This window comes from Allokutzneria sp. NRRL B-24872, assembly GCF_002155965.1.
Lineage (GTDB): Bacteria > Actinomycetota > Actinomycetes > Mycobacteriales > Pseudonocardiaceae > Allokutzneria.
The window spans coordinates 32216-52510 of sequence record NZ_MUMH01000041.1; the positions used below are offsets into that span (position 1 = coordinate 32216).

Genomic DNA, 20295 nt, shown 5'->3' on the forward strand with positions numbered 1-20295 from the left:
TCGGAGCGGCGAGCCGGACAGCTGTCTACCTTGATGGCATGTCCGAGCTCGCCGCTCTTTCCGCGCGTCTGCGCGCTTTCGCCGCCGCCAGGAAGTGGGAACCGTTCCACACGCCGAAGAACCTCGCGATGGCGCTGGCCGGGGAGGCGGGTGAGGTGGTCGCCGAGCTCCAGTGGCTCAGCGACGCCGAGATCACCGAAGGCCTCGCCGACGGGCCACTGAAGCAGCGCCTCGCCGACGAGTCCGCCGATGTCTTCCTCTACCTGATGCAGTTGGCGGACGCGAGCGGCATCGACCTGCTGGTCGCCGCGCACGCGAAGATGGACCGCAACGAAGTGCGCTTCCCAGCCTGATCAGATCGCACCGAAGTGGCGGTCGAACACCAGCCGCTGAGCGTTCTCGAGCCCGACCGCGACCGCGCCGGAGAGCACGGCCTCCTCGCCCAGCTCGCCCTCGACGATGCGCGGCGTCAGCGGCGTGAAGCCCCGCAGCGCGCGGTTGAGGGGGTCGAGCAGCAGATCGCCGTTGCGCCCAACACCGCCGCTGAGCACCACCAGCTCGGGGTCGATCACCGCGGACACCGACGCCACGCCGTAGGCGAGCCGGACCGCGATCAGCTCGACCGCGCGCAGCGCCTTGCTGTCACCGGCGCGCGCGGCGTCGAAGACCTCGCGGGCGCTTTCGGGTTCCTCCATGCCGAAGGCGGCGGCCAGCTCGACGACCGAGCGCGCGGCGGAGACGCGTTCGAGCATGCCGCCGGGCGGCGGGGACAGCTCGCCGGAGAGCAGCGTCGCCTCGTCGAAGTGCCCGTAGGGCAGGTAGCCGATCTCCCCCGCCGCTCCGTTCGCGCCGCGGAAGAGCTTGCCGTCCACCACGATGCCCATGCCGAGGCCGGTGCCGACGGTGATCAGCACGAAGGAGTTCGCGCCGCGCGCCGCGCCCAGCTGCCGCTCGCCCAGCGCGGCGAGGTTGGCGTCGTTCTCCACGACCAGGCCCGCGCCGAGTTCGGCTTCGAGCTCGTCGAGCAGGCCCTTGCGCCCCCAGCCCGGCAGGTTCGGCGCGTGCTGGAGCGCGCGGTTGCCGCGATCGGGCACGCCGGGACTGCCGACGACCTTCGCGACCACGTCGTCCAGGGTGCGGTCGGCGCTCTCCAGGAGCTGTTCGGCGAGCTTGCGCACGGTGCGCACGAGCGAGCTGGCCGAGCGGCAGCGGTTGCGCTCGTCACTGCTGGCGATCTGCGCGCCGCTGAGGTCGACCACGCTGAGCCTGATGCGTTCCCGGCCGATGTCGACGGCGAGCACGTGCCCGGCGGTGGGGTCGGCCTCGTAGACGACGGCGGAGCGCCCGGGACCGGCGGAGGTCCGGCCGACCGCGCGGACGAGTCCGGCCTCCTCCAGCCCGAGCAGGGCCTGGCCGACGGTGGGCTTGGACAGCCCGGTGTCCTTCGCGATCCGCGGCCGGGTGGCCGAGCCGGTCTGACGCAGCCGCTCCAGCACGGCGCGCTGGTTGAGCGTGCGCATGCTCGACGGGGTGCCGAGGGGTGGGGTCAAGGCGACCTGCTCTTTCGTCCGAGAACCACGGGAGTCTATGCAGCGCACCGCACGAGCGGAGGATTCCCTTCCCCCACAGCCTATGTTAAGAAGTCTTCCAAAATAGGCCCAGGAGGTTCGTCGTGGCAGGTGTCTCCCCACCGTCCTCCGGTTCTCCGGAGCCGGGGTTCGAGCGCAGGATCGGGCTCCTCCAGGCCACCGGGATCAACATGACGCAGATGTGCGGGATCGGCCCGTTCATCACGATCCCGGGCATGATCGCCGCGATGAACGGGCCGCAGGCCATGTTCGGCTGGCTGATCGGCGCGGTGATCGTGCTGGCCGACGGCCTGGTCTGGGCGGAGCTGGGCGCGGCCATGCCGGGAGCCGGCGGCACCTACCTCTACCTGCGCGAGGCGTTCCAGTACCGGACCGGGCGGTTGATGCCGTTCCTGTTCACCTGGACGGCGATGCTGTTCATCCCGTTGATCATGTCGACGGGCGTGATCGGCCTCGTCACGTATTTGGGGTACCTGGTGCCCGGTCTCGTGGACGCGGACGGGGCGACGACGTTCACCGGGCACGCGGTCGGGATCGGCGTGGTCGCGCTGGTCGTGCTGCTGCTCTACCGCAGGATCGGCGAGATCACCCGGCTCACCACGGGCCTGTTCGGCGTGATGCTGGTGTCGGTCTTCGCGGTGATCATCGCGGCGTACTCGAACTGGCACTCGGAGCTGGCGTTCACCTTCACCCCGGGCGCGTTCTCGCTGGACGGCGGCTCGTTCTGGCTCGGCCTCGGCGCGGGCCTGATGATCGCCATCTACGACTACCTCGGCTACAACACCAGCGCCTACCTCGGCGCGGAGATCCGCGATCCGGGCAGGAACATCCCGCGCTCCATCGTGCTGTCGATCCTCGGGATCATGGCGCTGTACTTCGTGCTCCAGGTCGGCATCCTCGGTGTGCTGCCGTGGGAGGAGGCCGCCAAGCCCGGCCCGATCGCGTCCACCGTCGTCGAGCACAACTGGGGCACCACCGCCGCGCAGATCCTCACCGCGCTCGTCGTGGTGACCGCGTTCGCGTCGGTCTTCGCCGGGCTGCTCGGCGGGTCCCGGGTGCCGTACAACGCGGCCAAGGACGGCGTGTTCCTGTCCTGGTTCGGCAAGCTGCACCCCCGCCTGCACTTCCCGCACACCGGCCTGCTGGCGATGGGCGTGGTGACCGCGATCGGCTCGCTGCTGGACCTGGCCACCGTGATCGCGATGCTGACCGCGGTGTTCGTGCTCGTGCAGTCGATCGCCCAGGTGCTCGCGCTGGTCGTGCTGCGCAAGCGGCAACCGGACCTGGCGCGGCCGTACCGCCAGTGGCTCTACCCGGTCCCGTGCGTCGTCGCGCTGCTGGGCTGGGGCTTCGTGTACGTCCACTCCGGACAGCAGGAGATCCCCGGGACCGGGATCAACCAGTTCATGCTGTCCCTCGGATGGGTGGGGCTCGGCGTGGTCGCGTTCCTCGTCTGGGCACGTCGCGAGCGGTCGTGGCCCTTCGGTCCCAAGGAGATCCGCGAGGAGTTCCTGAGCAAGCCGTGACTATGTCCCGCCCGGTTCGGGACACCTGCTCCCGTGACCGGGCGGGGCTTCACCGGCACACTGAGCGGGTGGTGGGCAGCGCGTTCTGGTCGGGGTTCCCTCGCAGGGCCGCGCCGCTCGCGACGGCGTCCTTGGTGCTGCTCGTGCTCAGCGTGCTCTGCTTCTGGACCCGCGCCGCCGCACCGTCGGACGGCACGATCGTCAACGTCGGCGACATGGCCTTCGCTGACGGCGAGGTCGTCGTCCGGCAGGTCGCCCCGGGCAGTCCACTGCGCGTGGGCGACGAGGTCGTCTCTGTCGGCGGACGCGTGCTCACCGACCAGATCGGTCCCGGCGCCATCCCCGCTGAGGTGGGCGATCGGCTGACCTACGTCGTGCTGCGCGACGGAGCGCTGGTGCCGGTCGAAGTCGTGCTCAAGCCCTACCCGGTGCTGTCCGCGCTGGCGAACCAGTGGCCGATGGTGCTGCTGATCTCGATCATCGTCAGCGTCGCGCTGTTCATCTTCGCCAACCGGCCGCGCGATCCGGCGGCCCGTGCGTCGCTGATGATCGCGATGACCTCGTTGTTCTGCACGTCGGGCAGCGGCTACTTCAAGTTGGAGGCACTGGACCTCGTCTCGGGTGTCCAGTTCTGGCGCTGGTACCTCGCGCAGGTCGGGTTCGCGCTGCTGTGGGGCTCGATACTGCATTTCGCGCTGTCCTTCCCGACTGCGCTGAACTCGCGGCACCGCAAGCTCTGGGTGGCGTTGTCCTACCTGGGCCCCGCGCTGCTCTACGTGGTCGATGTGCTGCCGCGGCTGCCGTGGGCCACGACCGCGCTCGCGCGCTGGGAACTCGTCGGAGCCCCTGTGCGCCTTCTCGTCTTCGTCTACCCCGCGCTCGTTTTCGTGATGCTGGTGTACCGGTACCGCACGTGCGAGGACACGCTCGCGCAGCAACGGTTGCGCTGGCTCGCGGCAACGCTCGGTGGAGCGTCCCTGCTCTACCTGTTGTTCTGGGTGGCACCGGAGATGCTGTGGGGCGTACTGCCGCTGGCGCGCGAGTTCTACCCCGTTGTCTTCATGCCAGCACCGTTGGCGCTCGCGGCGGCCGTGTTGCGCTATCACGCGCTCAACATCGAAGTGGTCGTCAGCCGCTCGTTGGCCTACGCGTTGCTGTCCGCGTGCGTAGGCGTCGGCTACGCGGTCATTGTCAGCATTCTGTCCACGACGCTGCCACGGCTGAACAGCTTGTGGCAGCAGGCAATTGCCGCAGGTGTGGCTGCGGCGCTGACTTTGCCGCTGCGCGACCGTGTGCACGCGGTCATCAACCAGCGCCTGTTTGGCGCACGCCAGGACCCGTACCGCGTGGTCTCCGTGCTCTCCGACCGTCTTCAAGGCACGAAAACACCTCAGGAGACCGTGCAGGCCGTCGTCGAGACGGTTGGGCAGGCTCTGCGTCTTCCGTACGCGGCGATCGAACTGCGCCGCGGTGACAACTTCGAGCAGGTGGCGGTCTTTGGTACACCGGTGGGCCTGTTGACGCGTCTTCCCTTGAGTTACCAAGGAGAAGTGCTCGGTGACCTGGTGGTGGCGGGAGGCCCGCGCGAACGGTTCAACCGCAAGGACCGGGCTGTGCTCGCGGACATCGCGCGGCACGCCGGGGCGATCGTGCACACCGCGCGGCTGACCACGGACCTCGCGCGCAGCCGCGCGGAGATCGTGCAGGCGCGTGAAGAGGAACGACGGCGGCTGCTGCACGACCTGCACGACGGAGTCGGCCCCACGCTCGCGGCGGCGACGCTCGGCCTCCAGGCGTCGCGGCGCCTGCTGACCACGAATCCGCCCGCGGCCAAGGACATGCTGCACAGGCTCGAAGACGACCTGCAGAACGCGATCGGTGAGATCCGCCGCGTCGCCAACGAGCTGCGCCCGCCGGTGTTGGACCAGCTGGGCCTGGTGACGGCCGTGCGCGAGCACGCGAACACGATCGCCGGACGGCTCGGGCCGTTGAGCGTGGAGATGGACCTGCCGGAGGAGCTGCCCGCGCTGCCCGCCGCCGTGGAGGTCGCGGCCTACCGGATCGTGTGCGAGGCGCTGACGAACGTCGCGCGGCACTCGAAGGCGAAGCGCTGCGCGGTGCGGCTCGGGTTGGACGGCGGGCTCACGCTGGAGATCTCCGACGACGGGGTCGGACTGCCCACCCGGTACCGGGACGGCGTGGGACTGCACTCGATGCGCGAACGCGCTGTCGAGCTCGGGGGAAGTTGCACCGTGGAGTCGGCGGCCGGGCACGGAACCCGCGTGCTCGCCCGCTTGCCGTTGCCAGAAAGGGGACACTGAGGGTGGAGCAGATGCGCATCCTGGTTGTCGATGACCATCCGCTGTTCCGATACGGGCTCTGCGCGATGCTGTCGACAGTTCCGGAGATCGAGGTCGTCGGCGAGGCCGCGACGGGCACGGCCGCGGTGTCGCTGGCCGCGTCGCTGCAACCGGACGTGGTGGTGATGGACCTGAACATGCCCGACTTCAACGGCGTCGAGGCGAGCAGGCGGATCACCCACACCAGCCCGCACATCGGGGTGCTGGTGCTGACGATGTTCGACGACGACCAGTCGGTGTTCGCCGCGATGCGCGCGGGCGCCCGCGGCTACCTGCTCAAGGGCGCGGGCGAGGACGAGATCGTCAGGGCGATCCGCGCGGTCGGGCAGGGCGAGGCGATCTTCGGGCCCGCCGTCGCGACCCGGCTGCTCGGGTTCTTCGGCAGCACCCCGGCCCAGCCGGTTGAGGCGTTCCCGGAGCTGACCTCGCGGGAACGGGAGGTGCTGTCGCTGATCGCGCAGGGCGAGAGCAACCCGGCGATCGCCAGGCACCTGGTGATCAGCCCGAAGACGGTGCGCAACCACGTGTCCAACATCTTCAGCAAGTTGCACGTCGCCGACCGGACGCAGGCGATCATGCGCGCCAGGGAAGCCGGGCTGTAGCCCGTTCAGGCAAAGACGGGACTCCCGGTCCCATGTGCCCGGGACATCCCCCCGGCCACTGTAGACATCGCGAACCAAGGCAGGGTCGATCTAGGGGGATCGAAGTGGGCACCTTGATGACCGAACGGCTATCGCTGCTCCTGCACGCGACGGACGGCATCTCCCGCGCGGGTGTGGCCGCCGCGCTGGGTCAACGAGAGGAAATCCGGTTCGTCAGCGTCGAACAGGCGCGGCCGGACGCGGTGGCGATGGTCGTCACCGACCGCACTGACGCCCGCAGCTCGCAGGTGCTGCGGGAACTGAGGTACCGGGGGTTCACCAAGCTGGTGCTGGTGGCGTCGGAGTTCGAGGACGCCGAACTGCTCACCGCCGTCGAGATCGGGGTCTGCGGGGTACTCCGAAGGGCGGAAGCGACTCCGGAAGCGTTGCTGCGCCTGGTGATGGCGGCGGCGAGCGGGGACAGCACCCTCCCGCCGGAGCTGCTGGGCAAGCTCATCCAGCGGGTGTCGCGCCTGCACCGGCCGGGGTCCGGGCGGGGCGGGGCGATGACCGGCATGACGCCGAGGGAGACCGAGGTCCTGCGCATGGTGGCCGACGGGCTGGACACGCGGGAGATCTCGGAGCGGCTGAACTACTCGCAGCGGACGGTGAAGAGCATCCTGCACGACATCATCAGCCGCTTCCAGCTGCGCAACCGCCCGCACGCGGTGGCGTTCGCGTTGCGGGAAGGGCTGATTTGAGGTGATCGTGGAAGCGGGCGAGGCGCTCCGCGCGGCGCTGCTGGAGAACCTGCCGCGCGGAACCCTCGTGCGCTTCGACCCGCCGACCCCGAGCTGGCTGGCCGAACCGCGCCCGAGGCCGACCGTGCACCTGTTCCTGTTCGAGATCCACGCTGACGAGGAGCTGCGCTACCTGGTCACCGCGCGGGCCGAGGACGTCGAGCGGGAGCACGAGCTGCTGGACCGCACGCTCATCGCGCTGAAGTCCGTGACCGAACCCGTTGTGCGCCTTGCTGATCCCGGTGGGGGCCAGCTGTGGAGCGCGCTCGGGATGCCCGCGCGGGCCGCCTTCGTGATCGCGGTCGGTTCACCAGGCTAGTTCGCGGCACGGGGTGGCGCAGTCGGCCGGTTCGACCTGCAGCGTCGCGTGCTCGATGTGGTACTTCTCGGCCAGGGACCGTTGTGCGGCAAGGAGAACCTCGGTGTGCTCGATCCCGGGCTCGGTGATCAGGTGCGCCGAGGCCACCTCCATGCCCGAGGTCAGCGTCCACACGTGCAGGTCGTGCACCTCGATCACGCCGCCGAGGGTGAGCAGGTCCTCGCGCACCGAGGCCACGTCCACCCGCTCCGGCGCGTGCTGGAACAGGATGCGCAGCGCGTTGCGGCCGAGCACGTAGGCCCTCGGCAGGACGAACAGGCCGATCGCGACGCCGATCAGCGGGTCCGCGTAGCGCCAGCCGAAGAACATCGTGATGAGCCCGCTGACCAGCACGCCGACCGAGCCGATCATGTCGGCCATGACTTCGAGGTAGGCGCCCCGGACGTTGATGCTCTCCTTCGCGCCCGCCTGGAGCAGGAAGAAGGCGATCACGTTGGCGATCAGCCCGACCAGCGCCACCAGTGTGACCGGCAGCCCCGGCACCTCCGGCGGCGCGTCCAGCCGGTTGACCGCCTCGATCAGCACGCCGATCGCCACGCCGAAGAGCAGCAGCGTGTTCGCCAGCGCCGCCAGGACCTCCGCGCGGTACATGCCGAACGTGCGGCCCTTGTCCCCCTTGGCCTTGCGCGCCAGCAGGATCGCGACGACGGCGAGGGTGATCCCCAGGACGTCGGTGAACACGTGCGCGGAGTCCGAAAGCAGGGCGAGCGATGAGGTGCTCAACCCCACCACGACCTGCATGACCAGCGTGAACGCCCCGAGCCCCACCGCCGCGTAGAGCCGGTTCAGGTGCTTGGCCGACGCGCTCTCCGGGTTGTTCGCCGCGATGCCGTGCCCATGTCCGTGTCCCATCGGACCCCCTCTCACCACGAACATATAGCGAGATGCGCATACGAGCAATCGTGCCCTGGACCACACCCGGGGTACCCGCGCGAACCCGGTCGACCCATGCGCTAAGCTTCAGCAGTCGCAAGCGCGATGGGCCCCCGTAGCTCAGGGGATAGAGCACCGCCCTCCGGAGGCGGGAGCGCAGGTTCGAATCCTGCCGGGGGCACTTCCACGAAACCGGGCCCTGAACAGCGGAAATGCTGTTCAGGGCCCGGTTTCGTCGTGTACGGGCCCTACTGGCTCAAGGCGGCGACGGCCTCGCGGAGCTGGACGCGAAGTGCCTCGTCCGCGCGGATGATCGAGCTCTCGACTCCCGACCGCACCACGCGTTCCTCGCGGTCGGCCAGTTCACGCAGAACGCCGACAGTGCCCGACGCGCGCATCTCCACGAGTGCCGCCACCGCCTGCGACGGCCCCGGCCAGCCGTCGGCAAGAACCCGGAGCACCGGGTCGATCTCGGCGCGTCCGGTGAGCCGCCACAGGGAGAGCACGGCGGAGACCGCTGCCCGATCATCCGTCACGAGGTTCTCCAGCAAGGGAACCAACGACCGGTCTCCGAGTTCTGCCGCGAACTCGGCGGCGTCGATGGCCGGGAAGTCGCCGTATGCGAGCACACCCGCCACGGTCGGCAGCACGGTGGACGTCTCCCCCGTCAGCCGCCAGTACATTCTCGCGGCGGCGATGCGCGCCCTGCGAACGGGGATGATGGCTTCATCATCGCCCAGTGCCTCACGCAGGCGCGGAAGGAGACGGTGCGCGGCGTCGCCGAGATCGGCGAGCACCGCGATGGCGGCGTGGTCGTTGAGGTTGGCCTCGGCGGCGAAGAGCAGCGGCTCGGCATCACCGGTCAGCTCGTGCAACGCTTTCGCCGCCGCCACCTCGCCTCTCCTCCGAGCCAGGGCTTCGTGCACCTGGGCCGAGTCCGGGGCGATTGCGGCAAGGGCCCGCGCGGCCACGCTCCCCGCGTAGTCCACAGTGGACAGCACTTCCGGGAGCGCGGCGCGGGCCGCCGTTCCCCAGCTCCCGAGCAGCCGCACCAGAGCGATTCGGTCCTGGTGGCCCGATCCGCCCGCGAAGGCGGTGCGCGTGGCATCGAGCAGCTCCGCGTCCACCGGAACCGCCGCGTCCACCATGGCGTTCGCGATCTCGGCGGTCAGTCGTACTGCGCGGACTCCCCCACGCCACCTGGGGTCGCCGATCTCGATCAAAGCGCACAATGCCGACACGCGCGGATCGGTCGATCGCGGGCTTTCCAGATCGAGTTCCCGAGCGATCAACGCCGCCAGCTCGTCAGCGGCGCGTGCCGCGAACCCGCTCATGCGGATGGCCGAGACCGCGCCCCGCACGATGCCGGTGTCCGGGTCCGCCAGCATCCGCGCGAGCACGGGCACCAAGCGCTCCGGCAACGAGCGGCGGCCGTTCATCGCGTCGATCGCGGCGTACACGCACGCGAGCCGGACGTCGCGGTGCTCGGATCGGGCCAGTTCCGCCAGGAACTCCGGCACAACGCCGACATCGACCGAACAGACCACAGTGGACAGCCAGTTGTCGTCCCATTCCCAGCTCTCCAACGGGTCCCCGTCGGCACATCCCGACACGACGGCCGCAGTCACCTCAGGCGACCACTCCAAGCCCCGCGTCGCGATGGCGTAGGCAGCCGCGACCCGCACCACTGGCTCCTCCCGCAATGCCTGGCTGAGCCACGCCGAGGCGTGGGTGCCGTCCTGCTGGAGGGCCGCCACGAGGATCAGCGAGCGGACCCACGGACTCGTCTCGGCATCCCAGCGCATCCGGTGCGGCGGCACGCCCCGCATTCGGCCCAAGGTCGTCGCGGCCAATCCTCGGACCTGCTCGTCGTCGTCGGCGAGCAGGTTCAGGAGATCGTCAACGCGTCCATCGAGAACGTCCGCGACCGACCCGTCATGGTCACCTTCGGCGGCCACGCTGAGCAACCCGACGAGCATGCCGCGGTGCTGCGAACGGGCATCGGCGACGATCTCGAACACGAAGGGCAGCACGAAAGGCGTTGACGAGTACACGGAGCCTTGGTGCACAACGCTTCCGTACAGTTCCTCGATCGCTTCGAGGGCTGCGTCCCCGTCTGCCGACGCCGCGGCCCGCAACAGGTCCGGCACGTTCTCCGCCGAACCGTAGGCATGATCGAGCCGGTACCACGCGATGTCAGAGAGCCCCGCAAGCATCGCGACATCCTATGGGTGTCTCGACGTAGCCGGAGAGCCGTTTCGTACTCATAGCGGGGTCCCGCTATGAGTACGAAACGGGTGATCAACGGGTTAGCGGAGGCGGGCGCGGATGAGGTGGGCGTCGAGGGGTAGTGGGTGGGTCTCGACGAGGTCGAAGCCGGTGTCGGCGAAAAGCGAGCGGTAGTCGGCCTCGGTGCGCTCACGGCCGCCGGTGTTGCAGAGCATGTGGATGTCCCACGGCACGGCGAGTGAGGTGGCGCCGTCGGAGGACGGCAGTAGGCGTTCGATGACGAGAAGTTCGGCGCCCGCGGGCATGTTCTGCGCACAGGAGGCCAAAATGGTGCGGCACTGCGAATCGTCCCAGTCGTGCAGAACGCGGGACAGCAGGTAGACGTCGCCGGAGCTGGGAACAGCCTCGGTGAAGTCGCCGGGGACGAGGGTGACGCGATCGGCGACGTCGGCCATGCGTGACGCAGCGGCGGTAAGAGCGTGCGGGCGGTCCATCAGGACGCCGCGCACGGACGGGTTGGCGCGCAGAACGCGGGACAGCAGTTCGCCGTTGCCACCGGCCACATCGACGACGGTGCGCGCGGCGGAGAAGTCGTAGACACGGGGCACGCCCGCGAACACGGCGTTGCTGGCGGCCATGGACTGGTGGAACAGCTCCGCCAGCTCAGGATCGGCGGCCATGTGCTGGAAGTGGTGGGAGCCGAAGACTTTCGCGTAGGACTCGCCACCGCTGCGCACGGATTCGATCAGCGCGGCGAACGATTGATAGAACGGGCCGCCGTACATGAGCGCGAGCGGACGCATCGAACTGGCGACGTCGGAGCGCAGCAGAGCGCCGAGCTCGGTGAGGCCGTAGCGCGTCCCGGAGGTGTGCACGGTGCCGAGCGACGTCAGGTAGCGCAGCAGCCGAGCGAGGCTCTGCGGGTCAGAACCCGTGGCAGCAGCGAGTTCCGGCAGTTCCCCAAGAGTCGCGAGGTGGTCGAACAGCCGCAGTTCGGCGCCGGTCGCGATGGCCTGGGTGGCCCACGCGCCGGTCATCAAGCGCAGGAGTTCGCTGCCAGCACAGGATTCGCGCTGGTGGGTGGCAAACAGCCGGGTGAACCGGCCCGCGCAGATCAGCTCCAAGCGGCGGAACGCCGGATCGGCGCCGTGCTCGTCGCGGAAGTACAGAACGGTGGAGTTCTCGTAACCGTTGTAGCCGCCGCCGTCCGGGCGCATCGCGGTGGCGATGGTGGCGCGAAGTCCGCGCAGCAGAGCCGGATCAGCGCACGGAACGGCGAGCGCGAAGTGGTTCTCGCGACCGTGCGCGCGCTCGTCCTCGGCGATGTGGGCCAGCTCGGGCGGCGTGACCATCGCGAAGATCTCGATCTCGGTGTGGTCGGTGACCGCGGCGCGCAGGATGCGGACCTCAAGGTCGTGCAGCGGCACGCCGTACCGGCTGCTCAGCCGTTCGCGGACAACGACGCTGGGCGTCATCTCGCCGACCTGGACGCCGTGTGCGGCTAATGCCTCGGCCAGCCCGTCCAGGGTCTCGGGGAAGATCAGCAGTGCCACGTGGTCGATGGTGACGTGCCCCGCCACGGCGGCGCGGTCGTCCTCGTCCAGCGAGGGCACGGCGGCGGCGAGCACCGACTCGGTGTCGTTGGCGCCGAGGAGGGCCATCGCCGCGGTGACGCGGTCGAGATCCGCCGCGGCGAGTACTGGGGTTGCTGTCGCGGTCATGAAGCTTTCCGTTGTGAGAAGCCGAAAAGGTCAGATGCCGACGTAGTGCTCGGCGAAGAAGTGCTGGTGTGCCTGGGATTCGCGCAGGCTGTCGAGCCGGGCGTGGCGCAGTGCGCGTTGGAAGTCCGCTTCGGCGGTGGCCTCCGCCGGGCCGTGCAGGAGTTCGATCATCCAGCGGGAGAACTCCTGCGCCCGCCAGATGCGCGGCAGGCAGGTGCGCGAGTACGCGTCGAGCGCGCTGTGGTCGTCGCGGTCGAGCGCGTCGACGAGCGCGCGGGCCAGCAGCTCGGCCTCCATGATCGCCAGGTTGGCGCCCTTGGCGGCGGACGGGCTGATCACGCTGGCGGCGTCACCGACGAGGAACAACCGCTCGTGCTGGATGGGGTCGACCACCTCGGAGCGCAGGTGCACGATCCGGCGCTCGGTGATCCTGCCCCGGCGCAGCGGGCCGAACTCGTCGGCTCGCATCCTGGTGTCGAGCGCGGCCCAGATCCGGTCGTCCGTCCAGGCTTCCGCGTCGTCGTCGGGCGAGACCTGGAGGTAGTAGCGCGTCACTTCGGGGCTGCGCGCCATGTGTCCGGCGAAGCCGTCGTCGTGGATGGCGTAGGTGACGGCGGCCATGCTCTGCGGTGCTTCGGCGAGCACCGCCAGCCAGGCCACGCCGTGGTCCTGGTGGTGCCGGGTCACCGCGTCCGGCATGGCGTGCCGGGTCGCTCCCCTGCTTCCGTCGCAGCCTGCGAGGAACCTGCCGGTCAACCGACCCGAGCCGTTCGCGTCGCGGTAGCCGATGGTGGCCGTCCGCGCGTCGACGTCGGTGACGGTGACACCGAAGCGCAGCTCGCCGCCCCTGGTGAGATATTCCGCGATCAGGTCGGTGACCAGATCCTGTTGCGGGTACACCGTGTGCGTCTCGCCCTGGCCGAGCCGGGCGTAGTCGAGTTCGAACTCGCCGCTCTCGCCGCGGAAGGCGCACAGTCCGTGCGAGTGTCCTTTGTGGAGCATTCCGGTACCGAGCCCGTGCTCGGCGAGCACCTTCGCGCTGTGCGGGCCCAGGAACCCGGCGCGCGCCCTGGTCTGCACCTGCTCCCGGCTGGCCCGCTCCACGACGAGGGTCTCGACCCCGGCGGCCTGTAACAGGTTTCCTAACACGAGCCCGGCCGGTCCCGCGCCCACGATGAGCACGGTCGTCTGGTCCATCACGACTTCGAACCCTTCTTCGCCCGACATTTACTTCACCGCGCAACAATTTCCCGGCACGCGGTAGTAGTTGATCACCAGAAACAATGGAGCGGGAGTGTACGGACGGCGCCGAACGATGCTTTCCACAGGGGCAACCCGGGGGCATTCGAGCGCTTCACCGTGGCACTGGCGAGCTGAAAACAGCAGGAAGGAGCACTCGAACAACCCGGAGAACCCCGGGTCCGGCGTCGCGATAACGCGATTATTTGATCAACCGAAAGTGTCACGGATCGGGCGACAATGTGAGCCGTGCCACGAAAAACCAAAGAAACAGAACGGTCAGCAAAAAAGGCAATTCACCCGGGTGACGCGCGAAGGAGTGACAACCGCGTTCCATGTAGTCAAGAACGCAGGTTGACGGTTCTTAGAGTCATTCCCCGAGCGCAATCGTGAATTTCCGTTCGGAAATCGGCACCGGGCGGCGGCGTGTGCGTCGCCCACGCGTCGGGGGTGGGCATTAGCATTCACCCCATGCGGCCATTCAGGGGAAGCCGCGCGAGCGCGAAGGTGGGGCCGATGAAGCGGGGGATGACGGCAGGACTGGTGGCGTGCGCGGTCGTGCTCGCCGGGTGCTCGGCGCCGGAACCGGCGGTGCAGAGCGGCACCGCGCCGGAGCTGGACCCGAACGCGATCGCCTACGACAACCTGGACTTCGTGACCACGCGCGACCGCGTCTACAAGGACGAGCGCAAGTGCGAGGGCCTGCCGGCGGGCTTCGGCCCCAAGATCGGCATGAGCACGCGGCCGATCAGCGGGTACACGCCCGGCTGCTCGTTCAGCGAGCCGTGGGGGTCGCTGTCGATCACCCAGGGCCCGCCCGCGTACCGGCAGTCGAAGCAGCAGCACTTCTCCGACTACTGGAACGGCAACGTCTACATGGGCAGCGGTTACGCCCGGCGGATGATCCTGCTGAACCGCTACTACGCGCTGATGGCCGTCGGGAAGTCCGAGTACGGCACGTGCCTGCTGGTCGTGGACACCGGCAACGTCGAGCCGATGACCTTCCGCGCCTCACCGCCCCGCGACCAGGCCGAGAAGTACCAGCGCCAGGACGAGGACTTTCCCGTCGACGACGTGGTCAACACCATCTGCCCCAAGGCGCAGCAGGCCGCCGAGAAGCTGCTCCCGCTCATCGAGCCCAACGGCGGCAGCCGCCTCGCGCCGTAGTCCCCCACCCGTTTCGTACTCATAGCGGGAAACAGCGCTCCCCTTCACCGCTATGAGTACGAAACGGGAAAACGGTCAGCCGGCGTCGCGGCGGCGGACCAGGAAGGCGCCGAAGACCAGCAGCGCGAGCCAGACGACGAGGGAGATCCACGCCTGGATGGCGCCGGAGTTGGGCTCGCCCGCGACGTAGTAGGCCATCTCCAGCGGGTAGAGCGGGCCGAAGACCTGGGGTGCCATCTCGCGGACGAACAGCAGCAGCGGAACGGTGAGGAAGTAGACCACCAGCGCGCCCGTGCTGTTCGGCAGCAGCATCGCGATGATCAGCGAGGCCGCCAGCACCATGAAGGTGGACAGCACGGCGATCAGCAGCACCCAGCCGAGCCGCATGGGCAGCAGGTAGCCGACGTTGGACGCGTCCGCCCCGATGCCGCGGAACAGCAGGAACAGGCCGAAGGTGCTCAGCGCGGTGACGAACCAGACGATCATGATGACCGTGGCCTGCGCCGCGAGGTAGCGCAGCCGCGCGGGCTGCACGAGCAGGGTCGGCTGCACGCTCTTGTACTGCCACTCGCCCGCGACCAGCTTGATCACCGAGACCAGCAGGAAGAGCGAGCCGAACTGGGTCACCAGGATCAGCGGGACGACCTGGTCGTAGGCCGAGATGATCATGCCGGACTTGGCGAGGGCGCTGTAGACGAACAGCAGCGCGAACAGGAAGATCGGCCCGACCGCGAGGGTGATCCGGTCCGAGAGCGTGCCGGTGAGCTTCATGAACTCGGCGAGCACGAGCTTGATGAACGGCGTCTTCCGCTCGGCGTTGACCGCCCACTCCGCACCGGGCGGAGGCGCCTGGACCTGCGGCTGCGGTGGCTGCTGCGGGTACTGCTGCGGCGGGAAACCCTGCTGCGGCGGGTACTGCTGCTGCGGAGGGAAACCCTGCGGAGGGAAACCCTGTGGCGGGTACGGCTGCTGGGGGTACGGCTGCTGCGGCTGCGGGCCCGTCGGCGGCCATGGCGCGGTCATGCCTGACCTCCGTTTCCGGTCACCTGGAAGAAGAGGTCTTCGAGGCTCATCTGGTCTTCCTTGAGACTGAGCACGGCGATCCCGGACTTCATGGCCAGCTCGGACACCTGCTGCAGCGTCGCGTTCACCGCGATGTGGCCGTCCGGGCCCTGCATCGGCTGGAGCTGGTTCTCCGTCAGCGCCTGGGCGAGCCGGTTCATGTCGGCGGCCTTCACCAGGGTGCGGTTGGACTTGGTCAGCTCGGCCAGCGGCCCGTCGCGCAGGATGCGCCCGCCGCCGATCATCAGCACGCGGTCGGCGGTCTGGTCCACTTCGGACAGCACGTGGCTGGACAGCAGCACCGTGCCGCCGCGCGCGGCGTAGTCGCGCAGCAGGGTCCGCACCGAGCGAATGCCCTCGGGGTCGAGGCCGTTGATCGGCTCGTCCAGGATCAGCACCGGCGGGTTGGTCAGCAGGGCGTGCGCCAGGCCGAGGCGCTGCCGCATGCCGAGGCTGTACTTGCCGATCTTGCGCTTGGCCGCGTCGGCGAGGCCGACCATCTGCAGGACCTCGTCGCAGCGGTGCTTGGGCACCCCGGAGAGCATCGCCGAGGTCCGCAGGTGCGTGAGGCCGGAGCGGCCGGGGTGCACGGCCTGGCCGTCGAGCAGCACGCCCGCGACGTAGGACGGGTTGGGCCACTGGGTGAACGGGCGCCCGGCGACGAGGGACTGGCCCGCGTCCGGCACGGTCAGCCCGCTGATCATCCGCAGCGTCGTCGACTTTCCCGCGCCGTTGGGGCCGAGGAACGCCGTGACGGTTCCGGGCTGGAGTTCGAAGCCGACTTGGTCGACGACCCTGCGGCCGTCGTAGGCCTTGGTGAGCCCCCAGGCGCTGAGCACGCCGCCCCCTCGTGTCTCGGGCGGCCGTTCCCCTAAACGGCCGTAGTGGCGATGATGCTAACGCCCCGGCTTTTCCTTTCCGTTCGGCACACGCCGAACACGACGGAGCCGGGCGGCCCGCGTCGTCGCGCGCCGCCCGGCTCCTGAAGCTGCTTAGCGCGTCTCGATCGAGAAGTGCTGCACGGCGGTCTCCTGCTCCCCGTCGCAGGCCATGACACCGATGTAGCTGCCCGCCTTCAGGCCGGAGAAGGTGGTCGACCAGGTGCCGTTGGCGAAGGTCATCTGCTTGATCTCCTCCGGGTCGGCGCCGTCGACGAAGCCGTACCAACCGTGGGCCGCGGGGGCCTCGTTGGCGCAGCCGCCGTTGAGCTGGACGGAGTCGCCCACCACCGAGATGGAGAGCTTCGGAGGCAGGGCGTTGCCGGTACCGGCGGTCGCGGCGAGCGCGGCCGCGGTCACAACGGCAAGACCGAACACGCGCTGGAACTTCCTCATGGAATGTCTCTCCTCGTGACTGTTGCTTCACGGCCACCTCCGTGGCCGCCCCGACATCAGGTGTGATGCCGCCACTCGGCCCAATGGTTGGAGTGACCCGAGTCACAGGAGGAGTTCCGTGCGGAACTGTGACAGTTGGTCGAGATCTCGTCACACAACACGGACCAGCCCGGGACGCTCGCGGCGGACCTTGGAGTCATGACCGAATCCCGTGCCGTTCCTGATCGTCTCCGTGACCGTCTGCTGCGGATGGTCACCTGGGTGCTCGCCGTGCTGTTGCTGCCTGCCGCGTTCCTGCGCGCGCCAGGGCGAGCGCGTCATCTCGCCTGCCAGTGGGCGCTCGGGCTGCGCTACCCCGCCGAGAACCTGAACGGGCTGGACCCGCGGGCCCGCAAGGCCTTCGAGGACGCCCGCACCCAGGCGTTCTGGCAGGACGGTCAGCTCATCGGGCTGACGTCGGGCCACCGCGACGCGGCCGAGCAGCACCGCATGTTCGCGGAGGAGGTCCGCAGGACGGGGTCCTGCGCGGCGGCGCGGCAACGGGTTCTGCCGCCGGAGGAGTCGGGCCACGTGCGCGGGATCGCGTTGGACGTGCGGCCGACGCTGGGCGCGTACTGGCTGGAGCTGCACGGCGGGCGCTACGACCTCTACCGGACCTACGACAACGAGTGGTGGCACTTCGAGTTCCGCCCGGAGACCGATGGGCGGCCACCAGTGCGGATGCCGCACCCCGGCGCCTCGCCCTACTATTCGGCCACCAGTTGATCTCTGCTGAGACTGAGGTGTTTTCGGTGCCCCGGTTGTTGCTCGTCGAAGACGACGCCGTGCTCGCCGAGGCGCTTTCGCGCGCGCTGCGCGGGCTCGGCCACGAGGTCGAGGTCTCCCCCACCGGCGAGCACGCCCTGGACACGTTGTTCGAGCGCCGTTCGCCGACCGACGCGGTACTGCTCGACGTCATGCTGCCCGGCATCGACGGTTTCGAGGTGTGCAGGCGAATCCGTGCGCGGGACACGATTCCCGTGCTGCTGTTGACCGCGCGCAGCGACCCGGTGGACATGGTCGTCGGCTTGGAGGGCGGCGCCGACGACTACGTGGTCAAGCCGGTGGAGCCTCGCGTGCTCGACGCCCGCGTGAAGACGATCCTGCGCCGTGTCGCGCCCACGCAGCAGTCGCGCGAAGGCGTGCGCGCGATCGGCGAACTGGCGATCGATCGCACGGGCATGACCGTCACCAAGGGTGGCGTGGAGCTTCGGTTGACCGCGACGGAGATGCGGCTGCTGATGGAGTTCGCCGACCACCCCGGCCAGGTGCTGAGCAGGCAGGCGCTGCTGCGACGGGTGTGGGACTACGGCTACGCCGGGGATTCGCGCTTGGTGGACGCGGCGGTGGCGCGGCTGCGCGGGAAGATCGAGCCGGACCCGAGCAGGCCGACGCTGCTGCGCACTGTGCGCGGGTTCGGCTACCGGATGGACCCGCCGTGAAGTGGCAGCCGGGACTGCGGGCGAGCATCGCGCTCACCGTCGTCCTGGTCACGTTCGTGGCAACCGGAGCGGTGGCGCTGGTGACCTACCGGCTCCAGGTCGGCGCCACGCTGGACAGGTTCAGCGCCTCCGCGAACGCGGGCTTCGACTCCGATGTCCAGCAGGCGCACCAGTTCACGGTCAAGACGCCGACCGTATCGTCCAAAGTGGACCAGATCGCGGACTACATGAAGGGCAGGCTCGGCCTGTCCGGCTGGGCCGTCGTGAACCTCAACGGCCGTGCGGGCCAGGTCTCGGACTTCGAGGGCGGGCGCTACTCCTCCGTCGCCGGGTCGCCCGGCATGGAGGACCAGTGGTGGCCGGGGTGGCTGATCGACCAGAACAGGCAGTGGCCGCGCAAAGCGACCACGTGGGCGGAGATCCACGGTGACACGCGGCTGGTGCTCGTCGGCGAGATCTCGCCGGATGTGATGCTGGTGGAGACCTACACGACGAAGAAGCTCGACGCCGAGCTGGCTCAGCTGCGCCGACAGCTCCTGGTGGTCGCGATCGTCGTGGTGCTGCTCGGCGCGGGAGCCGGTCTGCTCGCGGCCCGGCGCATCCAGCGGCGCGTGCGGATCGCGGCCGAGGCGGCGAGGCGCCTGGGCTCGGGCGCGCTGGACACGCGGCTGCCGGTGCACGGCCGCGACGAGCTGGCCGACCTGGCGACGTCGTTCAACTCGATGGCGCAGCGGCTCAGCGAGTCCATCGACCAGTTGCGGCGCAAGGACGAGCAGCAGCGCCAGTTCGTCGCCGACGTGGCGCACGACCTGCGCACCCCGCTGGCGTCGATGCTCGCCGCGACCGAGAGCCTGAACAGCCCCAGCGAGGACGACCGCGAGCGCTCCACCGAACTGCTCGGCACGCAGGTGCGGCGGTTGAGCACGCTCGTCGAGGACCTGCTGGAGATGTCGCGCTTCGACGCCGGAGCCGCTGACTTCCGCCCCGAGCAGCTGGACCTCACCGCGCTCGTCGCCGACGCCGTCGACCTGAGCGCGCCCGAAGCGTCGATTTCCGTTGAAAGCAAGGGAAACGTGCACGTCGTCGGCGATCCTCGGCGGTTGCACACGATCGTCCGCAACCTCGTGACCAACGCGCTGCGCCACGGCGATGAGCCCGTCACCGTGACCGTCGACGGCACCGGCCCCGGGTGGGTTCGCGTGATCGTCGCGGACTCAGGACCGGGATTGGCCGAAGACCTCGCGCCGTACGTGTTCGACCGCTTCGTGCGCGGCGACCGCGCTCGGCAGCACACCGAGGGCAGCGGCTTGGGCCTGGCGATTGCCTACGAGAATGCTGTGCTGCACGGTGGACGGATCGACGTGTCCAATGCAGAGGGTGCAGTTTTCACCCTGATCATCCCTCGGGGCACGACGAACTCGCCCGATTGACCACGAAGTCCGGAGTGCGTCGCTACCTTCGCTCCCGGGGGTGGTTGTCGTGGAAGAACGGTGCTTGCACGATCTGGTGGCTGGCCAGTGCGCGGATTGCAAGGCGCCACCGGCGGGGCTCAAGAAGGTCGGTTACCGCACCAAGGGCGGGAGCGCTTTCCACAACGACCGGGACTGTCCCGGTCTTCAGGAGGGTCAGAACTTCGCCCGGTACAAGGGAATGGACGTTCATGAGCCCGAGCGGATCGCCTGGTCCGCGGCTCAGGCCGCAGGTCTCGACGCGTGCCAGGTCTGCGGAACGGAGCAGTGGCTGGACCGGCAGAACCGGCTCAGCAAACCAGTCGGTCACAAGCCCTGCGACGTCCACGTGGACGGGAAGTGGTTGCCCGGCAGCATGAAATGGCTCGGGCGCCGAGATGACGGCCTTTGGTGGGCAGAGGTCGCGTACTCGCGCAACGGCCGCCGAGTGGTGGAGACCAAGAATCAGCGGGACCTCCGCCCACGTCACACCGAGCGGGCTTAGC

19 protein-coding genes and 1 tRNA gene are annotated in these 20295 nt (G+C 69.2%); 12 read left to right on the top strand and 8 right to left on the bottom strand.

Going from position 1 to position 20295, the window contains the following annotated elements; translation table 11 throughout:
- Nucleotides 1-38: 38 nt before the first annotated feature.
- Nucleotides 39-353 (top strand): nucleotide pyrophosphohydrolase, encoded by a 315-nt coding sequence (locus tag CCN37_RS11540; RefSeq protein WP_086820727.1) that lies wholly within the window; start codon nt 39-41, stop codon nt 351-353.
- Here the strand turns inward: CCN37_RS11540 and CCN37_RS11545 are convergent, their stop codons facing one another.
- Nucleotides 354-1520, bottom strand: coding sequence for an ROK family transcriptional regulator (locus tag CCN37_RS11545; protein ID WP_086820728.1), 1167 nt, complete (start codon nt 1518-1520; stop codon nt 354-356).
- Nucleotides 1521-1672: 152 nt separating this feature from the next.
- Between CCN37_RS11545 and CCN37_RS11550 the strand changes: the two genes are divergently transcribed.
- The 5 genes from CCN37_RS11550 to CCN37_RS11570 all read left to right on the top strand — a co-directional run bounded on the left by CCN37_RS11550 (nt 1673) and on the right by CCN37_RS11570 (nt 7175).
- Entirely contained in the window at nt 1673-3115 is a 1443-nt protein-coding gene (locus CCN37_RS11550; RefSeq protein WP_256388036.1) for an APC family permease, read from the top strand.
- A gap of 68 nt (nt 3116-3183) precedes the next feature.
- A complete protein-coding gene (locus tag CCN37_RS41435) occupies nt 3184-5436 on the top strand; it encodes a histidine kinase (RefSeq protein ID WP_168200628.1) in 2253 nt (750 codons plus the stop codon).
- Between the two features lie 11 nt (nt 5437-5447).
- Nucleotides 5448-6077, top strand: coding sequence for a response regulator transcription factor (locus CCN37_RS11560; RefSeq protein WP_086820781.1), 630 nt, complete (start codon nt 5448-5450; stop codon nt 6075-6077).
- A gap of 116 nt (nt 6078-6193) precedes the next feature.
- A complete protein-coding gene (locus CCN37_RS11565; RefSeq protein ID WP_086820782.1) occupies nt 6194-6817 on the top strand; it encodes a response regulator transcription factor in 624 nt (207 codons plus the stop codon).
- 1 nt (nt 6818) lies between these two features.
- Nucleotides 6819-7175 (top strand): hypothetical protein, encoded by a 357-nt coding sequence (locus CCN37_RS11570; protein WP_086820730.1) that lies wholly within the window; start codon nt 6819-6821, stop codon nt 7173-7175.
- Here the strand turns inward: CCN37_RS11570 and CCN37_RS11575 are convergent.
- Entirely contained in the window at nt 7164-8087 is a 924-nt protein-coding gene (locus CCN37_RS11575; protein WP_086820731.1) for a cation diffusion facilitator family transporter, read from the bottom strand. The two genes, CCN37_RS11570 and CCN37_RS11575, sit on opposite strands and share 12 nt — an antisense overlap.
- 130 nt (nt 8088-8217) lie before the next feature.
- Between CCN37_RS11575 and CCN37_RS11580 the strand changes: the two genes are divergently transcribed.
- Nucleotides 8218-8289, top strand: a tRNA-Arg gene (locus CCN37_RS11580).
- Between the two features lie 67 nt (nt 8290-8356).
- Here CCN37_RS11580 and CCN37_RS11585 read toward each other — a convergent pair.
- The 3 genes from CCN37_RS11585 to CCN37_RS11595 all read right to left on the bottom strand — a co-directional run bounded on the left by CCN37_RS11585 (nt 8357) and on the right by CCN37_RS11595 (nt 13255).
- Nucleotides 8357-10324 carry a hypothetical protein gene (locus tag CCN37_RS11585; RefSeq protein WP_086820732.1) on the bottom strand — a complete coding sequence of 656 codons (1968 nt, stop codon included), beginning with the start codon at nt 10322-10324 and terminating at the stop codon, nt 8357-8359.
- A gap of 93 nt (nt 10325-10417) precedes the next feature.
- A complete protein-coding gene (locus CCN37_RS11590) occupies nt 10418-12058 on the bottom strand; it encodes a methyltransferase (protein WP_086820733.1) in 1641 nt (546 codons plus the stop codon).
- A 30-nt stretch (nt 12059-12088) separates the two neighbouring features.
- Nucleotides 12089-13255, bottom strand: coding sequence for a 4-hydroxybenzoate 3-monooxygenase (locus CCN37_RS11595; RefSeq protein WP_210407974.1), 1167 nt, complete (start codon nt 13253-13255; stop codon nt 12089-12091).
- A 558-nt stretch (nt 13256-13813) separates the two neighbouring features.
- Here CCN37_RS11595 and CCN37_RS11600 point away from each other — a divergent pair.
- Complete coding sequence (locus tag CCN37_RS11600) at nt 13814-14464, top strand: hypothetical protein (protein WP_143261562.1); 651 nt, start codon at nt 13814-13816, stop codon at nt 14462-14464.
- Between the two features lie 75 nt (nt 14465-14539).
- Here the strand turns inward: CCN37_RS11600 and CCN37_RS11605 are convergent, their stop codons facing one another.
- The 3 genes from CCN37_RS11605 to CCN37_RS11615 form a co-directional block, all read right to left on the bottom strand.
- Nucleotides 14540-15487, bottom strand: a complete 948-nt coding sequence (locus tag CCN37_RS11605; RefSeq protein WP_086820735.1) for a hypothetical protein — start codon at nt 15485-15487, stop codon at nt 14540-14542.
- On the bottom strand, nt 15484-16365 hold the full coding sequence (locus CCN37_RS11610; protein WP_086820736.1) for an ATP-binding cassette domain-containing protein: 882 nt from the start codon (nt 16363-16365) through the stop codon (nt 15484-15486). The genes CCN37_RS11605 and CCN37_RS11610 overlap by 4 nt, the downstream gene beginning before the upstream one ends.
- 153 nt (nt 16366-16518) lie before the next feature.
- A complete protein-coding gene (locus tag CCN37_RS11615; protein ID WP_086820737.1) occupies nt 16519-16860 on the bottom strand; it encodes a hypothetical protein in 342 nt (113 codons plus the stop codon).
- 198 nt (nt 16861-17058) lie between these two features.
- Between CCN37_RS11615 and vanY-N the strand changes: the two genes are divergently transcribed.
- Genes vanY-N through CCN37_RS11635 form a run of 4 tightly spaced genes read left to right on the top strand, consistent with a single transcriptional unit; the run spans nt 17059 to nt 20294 of the window.
- A complete protein-coding gene (gene vanY-N / locus CCN37_RS11620; protein ID WP_086820784.1) occupies nt 17059-17625 on the top strand; it encodes a D,D-peptidase/D,D-carboxypeptidase VanY-N in 567 nt (188 codons plus the stop codon).
- Between the two features lie 26 nt (nt 17626-17651).
- Nucleotides 17652-18341 (top strand): response regulator transcription factor, encoded by a 690-nt coding sequence (locus CCN37_RS11625; protein ID WP_086820785.1) that lies wholly within the window; start codon nt 17652-17654, stop codon nt 18339-18341.
- Nucleotides 18338-19771, top strand: coding sequence for a cell wall metabolism sensor histidine kinase WalK (locus CCN37_RS11630; protein WP_086820738.1), 1434 nt, complete (start codon nt 18338-18340; stop codon nt 19769-19771). Before CCN37_RS11625 ends, CCN37_RS11630 begins: the two co-directional genes overlap by 4 nt.
- A 49-nt stretch (nt 19772-19820) precedes the next feature.
- Nucleotides 19821-20294: a hypothetical protein gene (locus CCN37_RS11635; protein ID WP_143261563.1), complete on the top strand. Its 474-nt coding sequence runs from the start codon at nt 19821-19823 to the stop codon at nt 20292-20294.
- Nucleotide 20295: the final 1 nt, after the last annotated feature.

What these genes read in the sequence shown, in the direction of transcription:
- CCN37_RS11540 (WP_086820727.1), top strand. Translation starts at nt 39, where the DNA reads ATGTCCGAGCTCGCCGCTCTTTCCGCGCGTCTGCGCGCTTTCGCCGCC.
- CCN37_RS11545 (WP_086820728.1), bottom strand. Translation starts at nt 1,520, where the DNA reads ATGCGCACGCTCAACCAGCGCGCCGTGCTGGAGCGGCTGCGTCAGACC.
- CCN37_RS11560 (WP_086820781.1), top strand. Translation starts at nt 5,448, where the DNA reads ATGCGCATCCTGGTTGTCGATGACCATCCGCTGTTCCGATACGGGCTC.
- CCN37_RS11565 (WP_086820782.1), top strand. Translation starts at nt 6,194, where the DNA reads ATGACCGAACGGCTATCGCTGCTCCTGCACGCGACGGACGGCATCTCC.
- CCN37_RS11575 (WP_086820731.1), bottom strand. Translation starts at nt 8,087, where the DNA reads ATGGGACACGGACATGGGCACGGCATCGCGGCGAACAACCCGGAGAGC.
- CCN37_RS11585 (WP_086820732.1), bottom strand. Translation starts at nt 10,324, where the DNA reads ATGCTTGCGGGGCTCTCTGACATCGCGTGGTACCGGCTCGATCATGCC.
- CCN37_RS11590 (WP_086820733.1), bottom strand. Translation starts at nt 12,058, where the DNA reads ATGACCGCGACAGCAACCCCAGTACTCGCCGCGGCGGATCTCGACCGC.
- CCN37_RS11595 (WP_210407974.1), bottom strand. Translation starts at nt 13,255, where the DNA reads ATGGACCAGACGACCGTGCTCATCGTGGGCGCGGGACCGGCCGGGCTC.
- CCN37_RS11600 (WP_143261562.1), top strand. Translation starts at nt 13,814, where the DNA reads ATGAAGCGGGGGATGACGGCAGGACTGGTGGCGTGCGCGGTCGTGCTC.
- CCN37_RS11605 (WP_086820735.1), bottom strand. Translation starts at nt 15,487, where the DNA reads ATGACCGCGCCATGGCCGCCGACGGGCCCGCAGCCGCAGCAGCCGTAC.
- CCN37_RS11615 (WP_086820737.1), bottom strand. Translation starts at nt 16,860, where the DNA reads ATGAGGAAGTTCCAGCGCGTGTTCGGTCTTGCCGTTGTGACCGCGGCC.
- vanY-N (WP_086820784.1), top strand. Translation starts at nt 17,059, where the DNA reads ATGACCGAATCCCGTGCCGTTCCTGATCGTCTCCGTGACCGTCTGCTG.